This is a genomic window from Herbidospora cretacea (assembly GCF_001570605.1).
Lineage (GTDB): Bacteria > Actinomycetota > Actinomycetes > Streptosporangiales > Streptosporangiaceae > Herbidospora > Herbidospora cretacea.
The window spans coordinates 50,276-66,936 of sequence record NZ_BBXG01000021.1 but is presented as its reverse complement, the minus strand read 5'-3'; the positions used below and the strand labels follow the sequence as shown (position 1 = coordinate 66,936).

The window sequence follows — 16,661 nt, the reverse complement described above, 5'->3', positions numbered from 1 at the left end:
GCGACGATTTAGTCCTCGGGAGTGGCGGGGGTGATCTTGACCCGGGCGACCCGCCGGCCGTCCATCTCGGTGATCGCCAGCCGGGCCCCGGGCACCTCCACGGTCTCGCCGACCACGGGCAGATGGCCCAGCCGGGCCATCATGAAACCGCCGATGGTCTCGTACGGCCCCTCGGGCAGCCGGATGCCGAGCTCGCTCAGCGCGTCGACGAGCCGCAGCAGGCCCTCCACCTCGACGTCGCCCGCGATGCGGCGGAAGCCGGGCTCCTCCTGGTCGTATTCGTCGCGGATGTCGCCGATGAGCTCCTCGACCAGGTCCTCCAGGGTGACGATTCCGGCCGTGCCGCCGTACTCGTCGACGACGATGGCCAGGTGGTGGCCCTCGTCGCGCATCTCCGACAGGGTGGCCAGCACCCGCTTGGTGCCCGGCACCTGCTTGACCGGCCGGATCGGCACGACCTCGGAGATCGGGTCGATCCGCCCGGTGAGCACCGGGTCGAGCAGGTCGCGCACGTGCACGAACCCGACCACCTCGTCGTAGGAGTTGCGGTAGACGGGGAACCGCGAGTGGGGCAGCGAGGCCACCAGGACCGCCGCCTCGGCCAGCGTGGTGTCGGCCGCCATGAACTCCACCTCGGTACGCGGCAGCATCACCTCCCGCAGCTGCCGCTTGCCGGCCGCGAAGACCTCGGCGATCAGGTGCCGCTCGTCGGCGGTCAGCTCGGCGTGCCCGGCGACCATGTCGCGCAGTTCCTCGATCGTCATCGCCTCACGGTCGGCGTTGGGGTTGCCGCCCACCAGGCGCACCACCCCGTCGGTCGACTTCGACAGCGCCCAGATGATCGGCCGCGACAGCGCCGCGATGCGGTCGACGAAGGGGGCGACCAGCAGCGCCAGGCCCTCGGCCCGCTGGAGGGCCAGCCGCTTGGGCACCAGCTCGCCGAGGACGAGGGAGACGTACGAGATGCAGAGGGTCACCACGAGCAGCGAGACCAGCGGCGCGGCCGAGGAGGGCAGGCCCCACCCTTCGAGCGCCGGGGTCAGCTCCCCCGCGAGCGTGTCGGCGCCGAAGGCGGCCGACAGCATGCTCGCCACGGTCACCCCGATCTGCACCGCCGACAGGAACCGGTTGGGGTCGCGCGCGAGCTTGGCGACGCGGGCGCCCCGGCGGCCGAGTTTCTCCAGCCGCCGCACCTGGCTCTCGCGCAGCGAGACCAGGGCCATCTCGGCTGCCGCGAAGTAGCCTCCGATCAGGATGAACACCATGACGAGGGCGATGTTGGCCGCGAGACTGTTCACTGGAATGTTTCCGCCTTGGCGACTTCCGATGACGAGAGAGCTGAAAGCGTACTCAGTGCGCGGCTAGGCTGGGCCTCGTACAAAATCGAACATAGTCGAACGGAATCCAACGTGAAGCTACTGGTTACCGGAGGCGCGGGCTACATCGGCAGCGTGACCGCGGCGCAGCTCGTCGAGGCGGGACACGAGGTCACCGTGCTCGACGACCTGTCGACGGGCCACGTGGACGCGGTGCCCGACGGCGCGCGGTTCGTCGAGGGCTCCTTCATGGAGCCAGGCGACCTGTCCGGTTTCGACGCGGTGCTCCACTTCGCGGCCCGGTCGCTGGTCGGCGAGTCGGTCGAGAAACCGGCACTCTACTGGTCCCACAACCTGGGCGGGACGCTCCGCCTGCTGGAGGCCATGCGCAAGGGCGGCGTCGGCCGCATCGTGTTCTCCTCCACCGCCGCCACCTACGGGGAGCCGGAGAACACCCCCATCAGGGAGACCGACCCGACCCGGCCCACCAACCCCTACGGCGCCTCCAAACTCGCCGTCGACACCACCCTGACCGCCTTCGCGGCCATGTACGGCATCGCGGCGGTCAGCCTGCGCTACTTCAACGTGGCCGGCGCCTACGGCCGCTACCGCGAGCGTCATGTGGTCGAGACCCACCTGATCCCCAACGTCCTCAAGGTCGCGCTCGGCGAGCGCGAGTCGATCAGCCTGTTCGGCGGCGACTACCCCACCCCCGACGGCACATGCATCCGCGACTACGTCCACGTCTCCGACGTCGCCAACGCCCACCTGCTGGCGCTGGCGGCGTGCGAGAGGGGCGTCCACAAGATCTACAACCTGGGCAACGGGACCGGTTTCTCCAACCAGCAGGTCGTGGACGCCTGCCGCGAGGTCACCGGCCATCCGATCCCCTCGGACATCGCGCCCCGGCGGGCGGGCGACCCGGCGGTGCTGGTGGCGTCGTCGGAGCTGATCCAGAAGGAGCTCGGCTGGCAGCCCGAGCACAGCGGGCTGACCTCCATGGTCGCGGACGCCTGGGCATCACTTCGGTAATTGCCCGGATTCGCAGCGTTAAATGTGATTGGGTCGCACCATGAGGCGCGTGCTGGCATATGCGGGGGTAGCGCTGCTCGTCGTGCTGGGCAGCCTCGCCTCCGCCGCGGGAGTGGTGTTCGCCACCGGCGGCGGCTACATGATCACCGGGACGCCGCCCTGTCCCTGAGGGTCATCGAGGCCTGATTGTTGGCGGGACGGCGGTCGCCGCGCCCCTGGGAGCGCACGATCGCCGTCACCGCCGCCTTGCCGCGCTGCACGGCCAGCCGGAACCACGCCGTCCCCCCGGGACGGATCGTCGGCACCACACACCCGGTCCGGCCGCCGCAGCGGGCGCCGTCGAGGTAGACCATGGCGTCGCGGACGACGCGCGGCCCCCGGTTGCGGACCGAGGCGCTCACCGTCGTCCGGCGGCCGGTGCGCTGCGGCGGCGACAGCCTCACGACCAGGTCGGCGCCCTCGTCGACCCTGGTGACCGACTCGGCCTCGTTGTCGACGTCGTGGCCGTCGAGGACCTCCGAGGTCAGCCGCGCCTGGGCCCGCAGGGGACCCCGGGCGTGCGGGCGCACCACCCCGGTGATCACCACCCCGCCCGCCTGACCGGGCGCGACGTCCTTGGACGAGCGGCAGACGACCTCAGCCAGACCCCGGCCGGGCTGACACTCGGCGACGTCCACATTCACGATCTTGAAGTCGGTGGGCACCCGGACCGTCAGCGTCGGCAGCACCGCGTCGCCGGGCCCGCCGTTCCGCACCTGGACCGTGTAGGTCAGCGACTGGCCGGGCTGGGCCACCTTCGGGCTGGCCTCGATGGAGACCGACAGGTCGGCCCCGCCCCACTGGCCCTCGTTCCCCCGCGGCACGGAGGCCTGCGCGGGACCGCTGACCGTGCCGCAGACTGTGCCGGAGATGAAGAACGCGACCACCGCGACCATCCATCGACTCATGGCCCCCATTCAACGGCCGGGGCGTCGAGAAGATCGTTCGGACACGCTACCGTCGGACCCATGGAAGGGACACGGGACGGCAAAGTCCGCGCCCTGCTCTACGACGTCTCCACGGTCCTGCTGCTGACCTTCGGCGGCCTGCTGTTCGTGGTCGGCTGGCTGGCCGGCGCCTACCTGCTGCTGGCCTCCAAGCGCTGGCGGCCCTGGGAGAAGGCGCTCGGCCTGCTGGTCTGGCCCCTGGGCGTCCTGTGGGTCTACGTCGTGCCGCTCATGGTCTTCAACTGTGAGACGGTCCTGGTCGACGGCAGGCAGATCGCGACGAGCTGCCCGGTCTCCGACTGGGTGACGCCGACGGCGATGGGGGCCGCGTTCGCGCTGGAGGCGCTCGTGATGATCGTGCTGCTGCTCCGGCCGCGCCGCCGCTAACGGCAGGTGAGCTGGGTGGGGATCCTGCGGTCGGGCGTGAAGACGGCGTTGCCGAAATAGGTGGCCATCAGCTTCCCGGCGCGGCCGGTGTTAAAGAGCTTGGTGATGGCGGCCTGGGTCGCCTCGCACGCCGCCACGTCGCCCTGCGGCAGCCCGACCACGTAGCTGGCCGAGCCGATGCCGAGCCCGAGCACGCGGTATTTGACCGGCTCGCGGTCGGCGAACCCGGCCAGCATGAGGTCGTCGCCGGGAACGGCGTCGACCAGCCCCTCTCTCAGCAGGTCCATGCAGTTGCCCGAGTCGGTGCCGCGCACCTCGACCATGACGATCTTCCGCGCCTCCAGCCACGTCTGCACCTCGGAGGTGTTGGTGCCCGCCCGCACGCACAGCCGCTTGCCCTGGAGGTCGGCGGCCCTGACGATGCCCGAGTCGTCGGCCACCAGCAAGTCGTTCCTGGCCTGGTAGTAGGGCCCGGCGAAGGTGACCGCGTCGTCCTTGGCCATCTCGTAGGTGTAGGTCGCGACCACCATGTCGACCGCCCCCGAGATCAGCGCCTGCTCCCGCGTGAACGGCTTGACCACCTGGAACGTCACGTCGTCGGCGCCGAGCTCCTTGGCGATGAGGCGGCCGATCTCGACCTCGAAGCCGCGCAACTCCCCGCCGACCGGCAGCCCGAGCCCCGGCAGGTCCCCCCGCACGCCGATCGTCAGCCTGCCCGTCTTCCGCACCTTGTCCAGCAGCGACGGGGCCGACGGGCTGGGGCTCGGGGACTGCCTCGTCGGGGCGTTCGCCGGGGAGTTGACCATCAACGTCACCACGACCGCGACCCCGCCCAGCACCAGCGCCGCGGCGCCGGCCATGGCGGCGGGCAGCCACCACTTCTTCTTCGGCCTCGGCGCCGGAGGAGGCGCGGGCGGCGGCATCCGGAACATCCGCGTCGCCTCGTCGACGTCCCTGATCACCGGGAACGGGCCGGTCTCGGGATTGGCCACCAGGGCGCCCTGGGACATCACCATGGTCGAGGCGTCGCCGGTCTCGGGGTGGCCGAGGAGCCGCAGCAGGATCTGCCCGGCCGTCGGCCGGTCGGCCGGCCGCTTGCTCACGCTCGCCGCCACGACGCTCTTCAGCGGCTCGGGCAGCGGGGTCAGGTCGACCTCGTGGTTGAGGATGCGGTTGAGCACCGCCGCGATCGACTTCGCCCCGAAGGCGGCCTGCCCGGTGGCGGCGTAGGCGATCGTCGCGCCCCAGGCGAACACGTCGGTGAAGGCCCCGACGTCGTCGCCGGAGACCTGCTCGGGGGCCATGTACGCGGGCGTCCCGATCGCCCGGCTGGTGATGGTGCCGGTGGAGTCGAGGATGCGGGCGATGCCGAAGTCGACCACCCGGGGGCCCTCGGCGGCCAGCAGCACGTTGTCAGGCTTGAAGTCGCGGTGGACGATGCCCGCCTGGTGGATGGCGGTCAGCGCGGTGGCGGTGCCGACGGCCAGCCGCTCCAGGTCGGCGCCGCTCATCGGGCCCTGCTGGTCGATCTGCTCGCGCAGCGACAGGCCCTCGATGTACTCACTGGCGATGTAGGGGGTGTCGCCTTCCAGGTCGGCGCCGACGACCCGGGCCGTGCAGAAGCTGGCGACCCGCTCGGCGGCCCTCAGCTCGCGGGCGAAGCGGGACCGGGCCATGGCGTCACCGGTGAACTTGACGTGCAGAAGCTTCACCGCGGCCCGCTCACCCTCCGGGTTGGTGCCGAGGTAGACGGTCCCCTGGCCGCCCTCGCCGATCCGCCCGGACAGGGTGAAGGGACCGAGCTGTTTCGGGTCCCCCGACCCGAGCGGCTCGATCATGAATGAATACCACCGTTTTCGTCATCAACTGGCCACGCTGACTTTACGGCAAACACAAGAGCCGCCCACCGGGGAAAGGCGAGCGGCTCTGGGGGAGAAGAGTTCCGGCGCGGTCAGGCCATCTTCTTCTGCAGGTTCTCGTCGAGCGTGGCCAGGAAGTCCTGGGTGGTCAGCCACTCGGCGTCGCCGCCGACCAGCAGCGCCAGGTCCTTGGTCATCTTGCCGCTCTCGACCGTCTCGACGCAGACCTCTTCGAGCTTGGTCGCGAAGTCGATGACCTCGGGCTGGTTGTCGAGCTTGCCGCGGTGCTGCAGGCCACGCGTCCAGGCGAAGATCGACGCGATCGGGTTGGTCGAGGTCGGCTTGCCCTGCTGGTGCTGGCGGAAGTGCCGGGTCACCGTGCCGTGGGCGGCCTCGGCCTCGACGGTCCGGCCGTCGGGGGTCATCAGCACCGAGGTCATCAGGCCGAGCGACCCGAAGCCCTGCGCCACCGTGTCCGACTGGACGTCACCGTCGTAGTTCTTGCACGCCCAGACGTAGCCGCCCTCCCACTTCAGCGACGCCGCGACCATGTCGTCGATCAGCCGGTGCTCGTAGGTGATCCCGGCCGCCTCGAAGTCGGCCTTGAACTCGCTCTCGAAGACCTCGGCGAAGATGTCCTTGAACCGGCCGTCGTAGGCCTTCATGATCGTGTTCTTCGTCGACAGGTAGACGGGGTAGTTGCGCGACAGGCCGTAGCGCATCGACGAGCGGGCGAAGTCGCGGATCGACTCGTCGAGGTTGTACATGGCCATGGCGACGCCGCCGCCGGGGAAGTCGAAGACGTTGAGCTCGATCGGCTCGCTGCCGTCCTTCGGGGTGAAGGTCAGGGTCAGTGTGCCCTCACCGGGGACCTTGAGGTCGGTCGCGCGGTACTGGTCGCCGAACGCGTGACGGCCGACGATGATCGGCTTGGTCCAGCCGGGCACCAGACGCGGCACGTTCGACATGATGATGGGCTCGCGGAAGATGACGCCGCCGAGGATGTTGCGGATGGTCCCGTTCGGGGACTTCCACATCTTCTTCAGGCCGAACTCCTCGACGCGGGCCTCGTCGGGGGTGATCGTCGCGCACTTGACGCCGACGCCGTACTGCTTGATGGCGTTCGCGGCGTCGATCGTGACCTGGTCGTCGGTGGCGTCACGGTGTTCGATGCCGAGGTCGTAGTACTTGAGGTCGACATCGAGGTAGGGCAGGATCAGCTGGTCCTTGATGAACTGCCAGATGATCCGGGTCATCTCGTCGCCGTCGAGTTCGACGACCGGACCCGCTACCTTGATCTTGGGCATGCGTGGGGTTCCCCTTCTGAACGAACTGTGGCCGGAGTCCTTTTTGAGGTCACTGGCCGACGAGGCTATCGGACGGCCGCACCTGGTCGACGATGAGGTCTGAGGGATGGAGGTCGACCTCCAGCAGGACCCCGGCCGCCACCATCAGCAGCCCGAACAGGGTGAGCGTGACGGTGTCGGCCACCCGGGAGCGGACCGAGAGCCCGCCGGAGTGGCGCCGGGGAAGCAGTAGCCGCAGCACCGCGCCCGCGAGAAAGGCGGCGCCGAGCACGACGCCGCCCAACCAGGGTTCCGGGAGCACGGCGATGAGGATCAGGCCGGCGGCCGCTCCCGCGGCCACCATGATGTAGGCCCCCCAGGCCATGCGCCTCGCGTTGGTGTTGATGGTCGGTTTCCGTCTCTGGTGTCGAAGCGGGTTGTCACCGCTCGTCGATGTGGATCCACTTCTGGTCGCGCGCGCCGATGTACTCGCTGTCCGGGCGGATCAGCCGGTTGTCGGCGTGCTGCTCGATGACGTGGGCGGTCCATCCCGCCATCCGGCTGACCGAGAACACCGGGGTGAACAGGTCGGTCGGGATGCCGAGGAAGTGGTAGACCGTCGCGGCGTAGAAGTCGACGTTGGGGTAGAGGCCCTTCTCCGAGAAGACGACCTCCTCCATCTCCTTCGACATCCGATAGTAGGTGTCGTCGCCGGACGCCTCGGCCAGCTCCTCGGACATGCGGCGCAGGTGGGTCGCCCGGGGGTCCTCGGTCTTGTAGACCCGGTGGCCGAACCCCATGATCTTCTCGCCGCCCGCCAGCTTGGCCCGGACGGCCTCGGCGACGCCGCCGGAGTCGAGGGACTCCAGGGTCCGCATGACCTGCTCGTTGGCCCCGCCGTGCAGCGGCCCCTTGAGGGTGCCGATGGCGGCGACCACGGCCGAGTGCATGTCCGACAGGGTGGCCGCGCAGACCCGGGCGGCGAACGTCGAGGCGTTCATCGTGTGGTCGGCGTGGAGCACCAGGCACTCGTCGAAGATCTCCACTTCACGGGGGGTCGGTTCCCTGCCGGTGATCTGGAGCAGGAAGTTGGCCGCGATCGACTTGTCGGGATCGGGCTCGGGGATCTCCACGCCACGGCGGGCCGCGTGGAAGCGGGCCACCAGGATCGGCTGCAGGGCCGTCAGCCGGGCCGCCTTGCGCAGGTTGGCGTCGGCGGCGTTGGAGTCCTTGTCGGGATCGTCGGCGCTGGTCAGGGAGAGCAGCGTGCGCAGGGCCTCCATGGGCTCCTGCTTCTCGGCGATCTCCACGACGTTCTGCTCGACGAGACTGCCGAGCGTGCGCCCCCGCACGAGTTCCGCGCCGTAATGGGCGAGCTGGTCGCGGTTCGGGAGGGTGCCGTGCTGGAGAAGGTGGGCGGTTTCCTCGAAGGTGGTACGGCCGGCCAGGTCGTGGATGTCGTATCCGCGGTAGAACAACAGACCGGCCTTGCCGTCGATGTCGCTGAGCGCTGTTGACGCGGCGACGACATCGGCCAGGCCTTTGGTGGGCTTGTCTGCCATGAGTGTTTCCTCCGCTTATCTACCGCGAAAGTCTACCCGTGAGCTGGTGAAGCACCCCTCGAAAGGTCCAGACCAATCAGACGCCGATTCTGGTCAAGGTAAAGGCGATTCCCGATCCCCACGTTTGGGTAAGCCGCAGCTGATGTGAAAGTAACGGCGGGCTACCTGGGGAGGAACTGCCGTGGAGGGGCCGTTCATACGGATCGAGGACACCGGCGAAGTGGTGCCCTTGCGCCCCGAGATCACCACGATCGGCCGGGGCCGAGGTGCCGACATCCGGCTGACAGACCCGAGCGTGTCGCGTTTACACGCCGAGTTCGTCAGGCGGGGACCTTACCTGTATGTCGTTGACCTGGGCTTGTCCCGCAACGGCACACGGGTGAACGGCAGGCCGATCGCCCGGAGGGTCCTCGATGATGGCGACGTCGTCTCGTTCGGCGCCGCCCGCGCGAGGGTCGGCGGGATACCGCGCGAAGACCTGGCGCCAGAGGTCGAGTTGCGGCGGGCCGCCGCACCCGAGCTCACCCGGCGTGAGGTCGACGTCCTGACCTCGCTGTGTCGACCGGCGCTCTCGGACGAAGCGTTCGTGGCGCCCGCGACCGCACGCGAGATCGCCGACGACCTGGTCGTCACGGAAGCCGCGGTGAAGCAGCACCTGCTGCGGCTCTACCAGAAGTTCCGCATTCCGGAGGGCACCAACCGGCGCACCCGCCTCGCCAACGAGGTGGTCGCGCTCGGGCTGGTCCGCCCGACCCCGGTCGTCCCGCCACAACGGGCGACCGAGGGGAGCGGAACTCCGGCGCATCCCGCGTCGGCGCCCGCAGCCGGGCGCCGGGCGAGTTGATGATCACCGGCTGAAGGGTCGCGGAGCTCGGCGAGGGGTCTCCGCTTCTAGCTCAGCAGACCCGCGTCCCGCTCCGCGGCCTCGACCACGTTGGTCAGGAGCAGGGCGCGGGTCATCGGTCCGACACCGCCGGGATTGGGCGCGACCCATCCGGCGACCTCGGCGACGCCGGGCGCGACGTCGCCGGCGATCTTCCCGTCGACCCGTGACACACCCACGTCGAGCACGGCCGCCCCCGGCTTCACCATGTCGGCCGTGATCAGGCCGGGCACCCCGGCCGCCGCGACGACGATGTCGGCCCGCCTGACGTGGTCGGCCAGGTCACGCGTCCCGGTGTGGCAGAGGGTCACAGTGGCGTTCTCCGACCGGCGGGTCAGCAGCAGGCCCAGCGGGCGCCCGACCGTGATGCCCCGGCCGATCACCACGACCTCGGCGCCGTTGATGGCCACGTCGTACTCCCGCAGGAGCTGGACGACGCCGCGCGGCGTGCAGGGCAGCGGGGCGTCGACCATGTGGACCAGCCGGCCCAGGTTGACCGGGTGGAGGCCGTCGGCGTCCTTGGCCGGGTCGATCCGCTCCAGCAGCGCCATCGTGTCGAGGTGGCGCGGCAGCGGGAGCTGCACGATGTAGCCGTTGCAGGCCGGATCGGCGTTGAGCTCGTCGATGACGTCCTCGACCTGGCCCGGCGTCGCGTCGGCGGGCAGCTCGCGCTGGATCGAGTTGATGCCGACCTCGGCGCAGTCGCGGTGCTTGCTGGCGACGTAGATGTGGCTGGCCGGGTCGTCGCCGACCAGGACCGTGCCCAGACCCGGGGTGACGCCCGCCTCGGCGAGCTTGCCGACGCGCAGCGCCAGGTCGAGCTTGATCTTGGCCGCGGTGGCCTTGCCGTCGAGAATCCCTGCGCTCATGTACTCCCCTTAGTGGAAGAAGTGGCGGGTGCCGGTGAAGTAGAGGCTCACCCCGGCCGCCTGCGCCGCCGCGATGACCTCGTCGTCACGGATCGAGCCGCCGGGCTCCACGATCGCGGTCACGCCGCCGTCGACCAGCACCTGCAGGCCGTCGGCGAACGGGAAGAACGCGTCGGAGGCGGCCACCGAACCGGCCGCCCGCTCCCCCGCCCGGGTGACCGCCAGCCGCGCCGAGTCGACCCGGTTGACCTGGCCCATGCCGACGCCGACCGAGGCGCCGCCGCTGGCCAGCAGGATCGCGTTCGACTTGACCGACCGCACGGCCTTCCAGGCGAACTCCAGGTCGGCGAGGGTCTCGTCGGAGACGGCCGGACCGGCCTTGAGCTCCCACCCGGCGGCCTTGTCACCGGGCTCGTCGACCCGGTCGACCGTCTGCACGAGCAGCCCGCCGTCGATCCGCCGGAACTCGGCGGCGTTGCGGGGGCCCTGCGGGCAGGCCAGCAGCCGGAGGTTCTTCTTCTCCTGGAGCACGGTCAGGGCGTCGGCCGCGAAGGACGGCGCCACGACGACCTCGGTGAAGATGGGCGCGATCTGCTCGGCGAGCTCCCTGGTGACCTCACGGTTGACCGCGATGACACCGCCGTAGGCGGAGACCGGGTCGCACTCGTGGGCCTTACGGTGTGCCTCGACCACGTCGGACCCGACCGCGATGCCACACGGGTTGGCGTGCTTGATGATCGCGACAGCCGGGGAGTCGAAATCCCAGGCCGAGCGCCAGGCGGCGTCGGCGTCGACGTAGTTGTTGTAGGACATCTCCTTGCCGTGGAGCTGCTCGGCGCCCGCCAGGCCGCCCGAGCCGGTGCTGTAGAGGGCGGCGCGCTGGTGGGGGTTCTCACCGTAACGCAGCACGTCCTTCAGGCTCCAGTCGGCGCCCATGAACGCCGGCCACTCGCCCTCGGGGGCGTAGACGTTGGCGAACCAGGAGGCCACGGCCACGTCGTAGCTGGCCGTGTGGGCGTAGGCGGTCGCGGCCAGGCGGCGGCGGTCGGTCACGGTGAAGCCGCCCTCGCCGATCGCGGCCAGCACCGACGGGTAGGCGCGCGGGTCGACGACCACGGCGACCGTGCTGTGGTTCTTGGCGGCGGCGCGGATCATCGCCGGGCCGCCGATGTCGATCTTCTCCACGCAGTCGGCGTCGGACGCGCCCGAAGCGACCGTCTCGCGGAACGGGTAGAGGTTGACCACACAGAGCTGGAACGGCTCGATCTCCAGCTCTTCGAGCTGGGTGACGTGATCGGGGTTGGCGCCGTCGGCCAGCAACCCGGCGTGCACGCGCGGGTGGAGGGTCTTGACCCGGCCGTCGAGGCACTCGGGGAAACCCGTCAGCGACTCCACCTTCGTGACCGGGATGCCGTAGGAGGCGATCGCGGCGGCGGTGCCGCCGGTCGAGACGATCTCCACCCCCGCCGCTTCGAGGCCCCGGGCCAGGTCTTCCAGGCCGGTCTTGTCGTAAACCGTGATGAGCGCGCGCCGGATGGCGATCCGAGTCACTGTGTAGCCTCCTGTGTTCCTGATGTTCAGAGGGTGCCCAGACGCACCGTGCGCCCGGAGACCCGCCAGCCCTCGCGGGCCATCCGCCCGACGACGTCGACCAGCAGGCTCCGCTCGACGACCTTGATGCGCTCGTGGAGAGCCGCCTCGTCGTCGCCGTCTTCGACCGGGACGGCCGCCTGGGCGATCACCGGGCCGGTGTCGACCCCGTCGTCGACCAGGTGGACGGTGCAGCCGGCGACCTTCACGCCGTAGGCGAGCGCGTCGCGCACGGCGTGGGCGCCGGGGAAGGCCGGGAGGAGCGCCGGGTGGGTGTTGACCACCGTGAACCGTGACAGCACGGCCGGGCCGAGGATCTTCATGAACCCGGCCGACACCACCAGGTCGGGTTTGTGGTCGGCGATCTTCTCGGCCAGGGCGGAATCCCACGCCCCGCGGGCCGTATGATCACTTACCCGCTCGGCGAACGTGGGCAGACCGGCGCGTTCGGCGCGGGCCAGCCCCTCGATCGCCGGACGGTCGGCCCCGACGGCCACGACGGTCGCGCCGTAGGCCGGATCTGCCGCCGCGTCGAGCAGGGCTTGTAGGTTGGTCCCCGAACCCGAGACGAGGACCACGAGCCGGGAAGACAGAGCGGTCTCCTTCGGGGAAGTGAACGGGTGCGTGACAAAGGGTATCGGTCACGCCGTCGTGCGGCGTGAAGGCCCTATAGCAAGGCGAGGACATCGTGACCACACCACTGCAGACGGCCGCGGAGATGGGCGGGCGCCGTGCGCTGGCGCTCGCTCTGATGGCGTTGATCTTCACACTGTTCGTGCCGACGATGGGCCTGGCCCTGTCGGTGTTCGGCGTCATCGTGGGCATTCGCGACCTGCGGACGCTCAAGAAGGGCGGCCAGTCCACCGGCATGGCGACCGGGGCGGTGCTCATCTCGTCGCTGGCTTTCGTCCTCGGCGGGGTCAGCACGGGCGTGCAGATCTACCTGGGGACCGAGCTGACGGCGTACACCGAGTGCCTGAAGGGGGCCGGCACCGTCACGGCGCAGACCGAGTGCTCCAACGCGCTGAAGACGGCGCTGGAGACCAAGCTCGGCATGCCGTGGCCGGCCAACATGCCGCTGCCCGGCTAGTCGTCCTTGATGTTCAGATAGGTGACGTGGGCGCCGGTCGGATCGTCGATCGGCTCCTCGTCATCGTCGGGCCTGGTCGGGGTCGACCGCTTGCGGGCGAAGGTCTCCACGGCGTGGTCGTCGGGCTCGATGTCGCGGATAACCGGGATCGCGATGGTGTCGGCTTCGGTGGCGTCCATCCAGTGGCCCGGCAGGGGCTCCTTCTTCGCCTTGCGCTTCTTCTTGACCTTGGTGACCACCTCGGCGATCGGCTGCTGCGCGGGGGTGTGGGAGATCAGCCACCAGTTGGCCAGCCCCGCCGAGATGCCCGCCGCCACGCCCACCTCAAGGGTGACCGAGAAGGCGACCTCCCAGGCCGAGGGGCCGACGGCGGCCATGCGGGCGCCGCCCAGCGGGCCGCCCGACAGCGCCGCCAGAAGCCCGGCCACCGCGCCCGAGCTCAGGCCGCAGACGAAGCCCCACAGCGGGGCCGCCTCCAGTGACGGCGTGGGCGCGATCCTGGCCATCATCACCCCGGCCACCGCCCCGGCCGCGAACGGGATCGCCACCACGGCCATCAGCCACGGCGGGACCGGTCCCGACTCGGGCAGCGCGCCCAGCAGCGGCAGCGACGGGATCGTGCCCAGCTTCACCCCGGTCGGCGCAACCAGGGTGCCGGCCCCGATGGCGAAGCCCGGCCCGGTGATGTACGCCAGCCCCCAGATCACCGCGTTGAACAGGTAGAGCCCCTCGACCAGCGCCAGCAGCGCGCCGCCCACCAGGCCGGGGCTGAGCGCCTCGGTGAGCCGCTGGATCTCGCCGAAGTGGACCGCGATCAGGCCCAGCACCAGCAGCAGCCCGGCCGCCAGCATCAGCGACACGGCCATGAACGTGCCGACCACGACCGAACGCAGCCGCTCGGGCAGCAGCCGGACCATCGCCCGCCACGGGCCGATCGTGCGGGCCACCGCCACCGACCCGGCCAGGAACGCCAGCAGCAGGTGGCTGATCAGCGCCTCGGCCACGGACGGCCGGGTCACCTCGTTGGCCCCCACCAGCGCGATCACCCCGGCCAGCAGGGCGTAGGGCGCGGCCAGCGAGATGCCGGCGCGGGCGATCAGGATGAGCTGGGCCTTGCGGCGGGCGTTCGCCAGGTCCTTGGACGAGCCCTTCGGCAGCCGCGCGGGCAGCCGCAGCCGCAGGTCGGCGTCGCGGGCCATCCACAGCCCGGCGCGGTAGAGCAGCGTGCCGGGCAGGATCATCAGGCCCAGCGGCAGCAGCCCGACCCGGCCGCCGCCCGGGATCTCGAACCCGGCGTGGTGGGCGGCCAGCCAGAGCTGGCAGGCGGTCCGGAACACCCCCGGCAGCCCCGCGCCGAACGTGCCGCGCGGCGCGGCGATCCAGCCCACCAGGGTCAGCGTCGTCAGAACCGCCAGGCCGATGCCGAGCGTGCCCGCCGCGGCCAGCATGCCGGAGACCGGCAGCGGGCGCCGGTCGTCGTCGCCGAAGACGGCCCGGGGGACTGTCCGAATCTGGTCGAGAAGCGCCGTCACAGTAGCCGATGCTCTCAAGGGCGGGCCGTAACACGGTCACGCCGCGCCGATGAGCGTCCCGTTTGTCCTTGGGGTGTGCTTGGAAAAGAGAAAACCCCGGCGCATGGCGCCGGGGTTCTCGGGGAACGACTAGCGGTTCTGCATGATCTCCCGCATCAGGCGGGCGGTCTCGCTGGGGGTCTTGCCGACGCGGACGCCGACCTTCTCCAGCGCTTCCTTCTTCGCCTGGGCGGTGCCCGCCGAGCCCGACACGATGGCGCCGGCGTGGCCCATCGTCTTGCCCTCGGGAGCGGTGAAGCCGGCGACGTAGGCCACGACGGGCTTGGTCACGTGCTTCTCGATGTAGGCCGCCGCGCGCTCCTCGGCGTCGCCGCCGATCTCGCCGATCATGACGATGGCGTCGGTGCCCGGGTCGCCCTGGAACGCCTGGAGGGCGTCGATGTGGGTGGTGCCGATGACCGGGTCACCGCCGATGCCGACCGCCGTGGAGAAGCCGAAGTCGCGCAGCTCGTACATGAGCTGGTAGGTCAGGGTGCCCGACTTCGAGACCAGGCCGATGCGGCCCGGGGTGGTGATGTCGGCCGGGATGATGCCGGCGTTGGAGGCGCCGGGCGAGGCGATGCCGGGGCAGTTCGGGCCGATGATCCGGGTCTTGTTGCCCTTGGCGGTGGCGTAGGCCCAGAACTCGGTCGTGTCGTGGATCGGCACGCCCTCGGTGATGACGACCGCGAGGGGGATCTCGGCGTCGATCGCCTCCTTGACCGCGCTCGCGGTGAAGGCCGGCGGCACGAAGATGACGCTGACGTCGGCCCTGGTCTTCTCCATCGCCTCGGCGACGGTCGCGAACACCGGCAGGCCCTCGTGGGTGGTGCCCGCCTTGCGCGGGTTCACCCCGCCGACGACCTGGGCGCCGGAGGCCAGCATGCGCAGGGTGTGCTTGGTGCCCTCGGACCCCGTGATGCCCTGGACGATGATTCGGCTTTTCTCGGTGAGCCAGATGGCCATTACGCACCTACCGCGGCGAGTTCGGCGGCGCGCTTGGCCGCGTCGTCCATGGTGTCGACCAGTTCGACGCCCGGGAGGGCGGCGCTCTGCAGGATCTCGCGGCCCAGCGCCGCGTTGTTGCCGTCGAGACGGACCACGAGCGGGCGGGAGACCGCCTCGCCCCGGTCGCCCAGCAGCTTGAAGGCGCTGACGATGCCGTTGGCCACCGCGTCGCAGGCGGTGATGCCGCCGAACACGTTGACGAACACCGACTTCACGGCCGGGTCGGACAGGATGATCTCCAGCCCGTTGGCCATCACCTCGGCCGAGGCGCCGCCGCCGATGTCGAGGAAGTTGGCCGGCTTCGGCGAGCCCGGGAACTGCTCGCCGGCGTAGGCGACCACGTCGAGCGTGGACATGACCAGACCGGCGCCGTTGCCGATGATGCCGACGTTGCCGTCGAGCTTCACGTAGTTGAGGTGCTTCTCCTTGGCCCTCGCCTCCAGGGGGTCCTCCGCCGCCTTGTCGACGTAGGACTCGTGCTCCTTCTGGCGGAAGTCGGCGTTGGCGTCGAGGGTGACCTTGCCGTCGAGCGCCTTCACCTGGCCGTCGGCCGCGAGGATCATCGGGTTGACCTCGACGAGCGAGGCGTCCTCGTCGACGAAGACGGCCCACAGGCGCTCGATGAGCTCGGCGGCCCCGTCGAGCGACTTCTCCGGCAGCCCGCCGGCCGCCGCGATCTCGCGCGCCGTCGCCCGGTCGATCCCGTCGATCGGGTTGACCGGGATCTTCGCCACCTTCTCGGGGGCGGTGTGCGCGACCTCTTCGATGTCCATGCCGCCGGCGGCGGAGCAGATCGCGAGGAAGGTACGGTTCGCGCGGTCGAGCAGGAAGGAGAAGTAGTACTCCTCCGCGATGTCGCTCGCCTCTTCGATCAGGACCTTGTGGACCGTGTGGCCCTTGATGTCCATGCCGAGGATGGCCTTGGCCTTCGCCTCGGCGTCGTTCGCGTCGTCGGCCACCTTCACGCCGCCGGCCTTGCCGCGGCCACCGGTCTTGACCTGGGCCTTGACCACGACCCGCCCGGTCAGTTGTTCGGCCGCCGCCCGTGCTTCAGCCACGGTGTGCGCGACGATTCCGCGCGGCACCGGGATGCCGTACGCGGCGAAGAGCTCCTTCGCCTGATGTTCGAACAGGTCCACGAGGGTCCGTCCCTTTGAATGTCGAGGGCGCCACTGGACAGGGCGCCGTCGTCCTGCCTGGCATTTCCGCGCAGAAAGCCTAG

16 protein-coding genes are annotated in these 16,661 nt (G+C 70.3%); 4 read left to right on the top strand and 12 right to left on the bottom strand.

Annotated features, from left to right (window positions below; all coding sequences use genetic code 11):
• Positions 1–8 precede the first annotated feature (8 nt).
• Positions 9–1,298 carry a hemolysin family protein gene (locus AW270_RS31010; protein WP_245674940.1) on the bottom strand — a complete coding sequence of 430 codons (1,290 nt, stop codon included), beginning with the start codon at positions 1,296–1,298 and terminating at the stop codon, positions 9–11.
• Between the two features lie 111 nt (positions 1,299–1,409).
• Here AW270_RS31010 and galE point away from each other — a divergent pair, with 111 nt between their 5' ends.
• Complete coding sequence (gene galE / locus AW270_RS31005) at positions 1,410–2,348, top strand: UDP-glucose 4-epimerase GalE (protein ID WP_061299676.1); 939 nt, start codon at positions 1,410–1,412, stop codon at positions 2,346–2,348.
• 143 nt (positions 2,349–2,491) lie between these two features.
• On the opposite strand, the gene AW270_RS31000 is transcribed toward galE, so the two are convergent.
• Positions 2,492–3,295 (bottom strand): COG1361 family protein, encoded by an 804-nt coding sequence (locus AW270_RS31000; RefSeq protein ID WP_169807398.1) that lies wholly within the window; start codon positions 3,293–3,295, stop codon positions 2,492–2,494.
• 60 nt (positions 3,296–3,355) lie between these two features.
• On the opposite strand from AW270_RS31000, the gene AW270_RS30995 reads away from it, so the two are divergent.
• Positions 3,356–3,721, top strand: coding sequence for a hypothetical protein (locus AW270_RS30995; protein ID WP_061299674.1), 366 nt, complete (start codon positions 3,356–3,358; stop codon positions 3,719–3,721).
• Here the strand turns inward: AW270_RS30995 and AW270_RS30990 are convergent.
• The 4 genes from AW270_RS30990 to AW270_RS30975 all read right to left on the bottom strand — a co-directional run bounded on the left by AW270_RS30990 (position 3,718) and on the right by AW270_RS30975 (position 8,428).
• Positions 3,718–5,559 (bottom strand): serine/threonine-protein kinase, encoded by a 1,842-nt coding sequence (locus AW270_RS30990; RefSeq protein WP_061299673.1) that lies wholly within the window; start codon positions 5,557–5,559, stop codon positions 3,718–3,720. The two genes, AW270_RS30995 and AW270_RS30990, sit on opposite strands and share 4 nt — an antisense overlap.
• A gap of 113 nt (positions 5,560–5,672) precedes the next feature.
• Positions 5,673–6,887: an NADP-dependent isocitrate dehydrogenase gene (locus AW270_RS30985; RefSeq protein ID WP_061299672.1), complete on the bottom strand. Its 1,215-nt coding sequence runs from the start codon at positions 6,885–6,887 to the stop codon at positions 5,673–5,675.
• A gap of 49 nt (positions 6,888–6,936) precedes the next feature.
• Entirely contained in the window at positions 6,937–7,251 is a 315-nt protein-coding gene (locus AW270_RS30980; protein WP_061299671.1) for a DUF3017 domain-containing protein, read from the bottom strand.
• A gap of 55 nt (positions 7,252–7,306) precedes the next feature.
• The gene (locus tag AW270_RS30975) at positions 7,307–8,428 is read right to left on the bottom strand and encodes a citrate/2-methylcitrate synthase (protein WP_061299670.1); all 1,122 of its coding nucleotides are present in this window, start codon (positions 8,426–8,428) and stop codon (positions 7,307–7,309) included.
• A gap of 181 nt (positions 8,429–8,609) precedes the next feature.
• Here AW270_RS30975 and AW270_RS30970 point away from each other — a divergent pair, with 181 nt between their 5' ends.
• A complete protein-coding gene (locus AW270_RS30970; protein ID WP_034383225.1) occupies positions 8,610–9,272 on the top strand; it encodes an FHA domain-containing protein in 663 nt (220 codons plus the stop codon).
• 47 nt (positions 9,273–9,319) lie between these two features.
• On the opposite strand, the gene AW270_RS30965 is transcribed toward AW270_RS30970, so the two are convergent.
• From AW270_RS30965 to purN, 3 genes are read right to left on the bottom strand one after another with little or no spacing between them, the layout of a single operon-like run.
• On the bottom strand, positions 9,320–10,180 hold the full coding sequence (locus tag AW270_RS30965; RefSeq protein WP_061299669.1) for a bifunctional methylenetetrahydrofolate dehydrogenase/methenyltetrahydrofolate cyclohydrolase: 861 nt from the start codon (positions 10,178–10,180) through the stop codon (positions 9,320–9,322).
• Positions 10,181–10,189: 9 nt separating this feature from the next.
• A complete protein-coding gene (gene purH, locus AW270_RS30960) occupies positions 10,190–11,731 on the bottom strand; it encodes a bifunctional phosphoribosylaminoimidazolecarboxamide formyltransferase/IMP cyclohydrolase (protein WP_061299668.1) in 1,542 nt (513 codons plus the stop codon).
• A 26-nt stretch (positions 11,732–11,757) separates the two neighbouring features.
• Complete coding sequence (gene purN / locus AW270_RS30955; protein WP_061299667.1) at positions 11,758–12,363, bottom strand: phosphoribosylglycinamide formyltransferase; 606 nt, start codon at positions 12,361–12,363, stop codon at positions 11,758–11,760.
• Positions 12,364–12,458: 95 nt separating this feature from the next.
• On the opposite strand from purN, the gene AW270_RS30950 reads away from it, so the two are divergent.
• Positions 12,459–12,860 (top strand): hypothetical protein, encoded by a 402-nt coding sequence (locus AW270_RS30950; RefSeq protein WP_063819401.1) that lies wholly within the window; start codon positions 12,459–12,461, stop codon positions 12,858–12,860.
• On the opposite strand, the gene AW270_RS30945 is transcribed toward AW270_RS30950, so the two are convergent.
• The 3 genes from AW270_RS30945 to sucC all read right to left on the bottom strand — a co-directional run bounded on the left by AW270_RS30945 (position 12,857) and on the right by sucC (position 16,578).
• Positions 12,857–14,392, bottom strand: coding sequence for a cell division protein PerM (locus AW270_RS30945; protein WP_061299665.1), 1,536 nt, complete (start codon positions 14,390–14,392; stop codon positions 12,857–12,859). The genes AW270_RS30950 and AW270_RS30945 overlap by 4 nt on opposite strands.
• A 129-nt stretch (positions 14,393–14,521) precedes the next feature.
• Entirely contained in the window at positions 14,522–15,397 is an 876-nt protein-coding gene (gene sucD, locus AW270_RS30940) for a succinate--CoA ligase subunit alpha (RefSeq protein ID WP_061299664.1), read from the bottom strand.
• Complete coding sequence (gene sucC / locus AW270_RS30935) at positions 15,397–16,578, bottom strand: ADP-forming succinate--CoA ligase subunit beta (RefSeq protein ID WP_061299663.1); 1,182 nt, start codon at positions 16,576–16,578, stop codon at positions 15,397–15,399. Before sucC ends, sucD begins: the two co-directional genes overlap by 1 nt.
• Between the last annotated feature and the right edge of the window lie 83 nt (positions 16,579–16,661).